This is a genomic window from Frankia canadensis, from assembly GCF_900197875.1.
Taxonomy (GTDB): Bacteria; Actinomycetota; Actinomycetes; order Frankiales; family Frankiaceae; genus Frankia; species Frankia canadensis.
The window spans coordinates 1-703 of the sequence record NZ_FZMO01000500.1 but is presented as its reverse complement, the minus strand read 5'-3'; the positions used below and the strand labels follow the sequence as shown (position 1 = coordinate 703).

Below are 703 nucleotides of genomic sequence, written 5' to 3'. Positions count from 1 at the left end.
CCCCGACCCCGACGCGTGCCCGGAATCCGGCACGGGCCCGCGACCCGATGTCGACCCGCGACCCGATGTCGGCTCAGTCATAGGACGCCTCCACCCACCACTGGCCGCCCGCGACGGCGAGCAGGTACGCATGCCCCTCCTCGACGCTGAGCTGGAAGCGGGCCCGCCGCCGTGCATGGGCATCCCACCAGCGTTCGTCGACCGGCCAGGGCCCGGCCCAGCCGGTCACCGCCAGCGGCGGGCCCGTGCCGATGACGAGCCGGGCGGGCGGCGCCGTCACCGCGCACCGCGCGCTGACGCCCACCGGCTCGCCGGCGGCGTCGAGCACGCGGGCTGCCAGCGGCGGGCGGTGCACGAGCGTCGGCGCCGGGGACGGCAGCGCGCCGGGCCAGGGCCGGTCCAGGCCGGTGCTGGCCCGGGGCTCCCCCCACGGCGCCAGCCGAATCCGGTCGGCGGGATCACGGCCGCCCTCGACCATCCCGACGAGTACCGCCTCCGGCCCCAGCAGGCCCTGCACCCGGGTGAGGGCCCGGGCGACGCGGGCGGCGGCCGCGCCCGGCTCCCCCCACAGCCCGAGCTGGCGGCCGTCCGCGGGCAGCAGACCCACCGGATCGACCCGGAGCCGGACCAGACCCGCCGACGGCCCCGGCCCCGGCATCAGCGGGCCGCCCGTCTGTTCCACGGGCGGGGCGGAGGGTGGGAG

At 79.8% G+C, this 703-nt stretch carries 1 pseudogene; it reads right to left on the bottom strand.

The features are described from left to right. Positions 1–73: 73 nt before the first annotated feature. A pseudogene (locus C1A33_RS26800) lies at positions 74–703 on the bottom strand (DNA polymerase Y family protein); the annotation flags it as partial.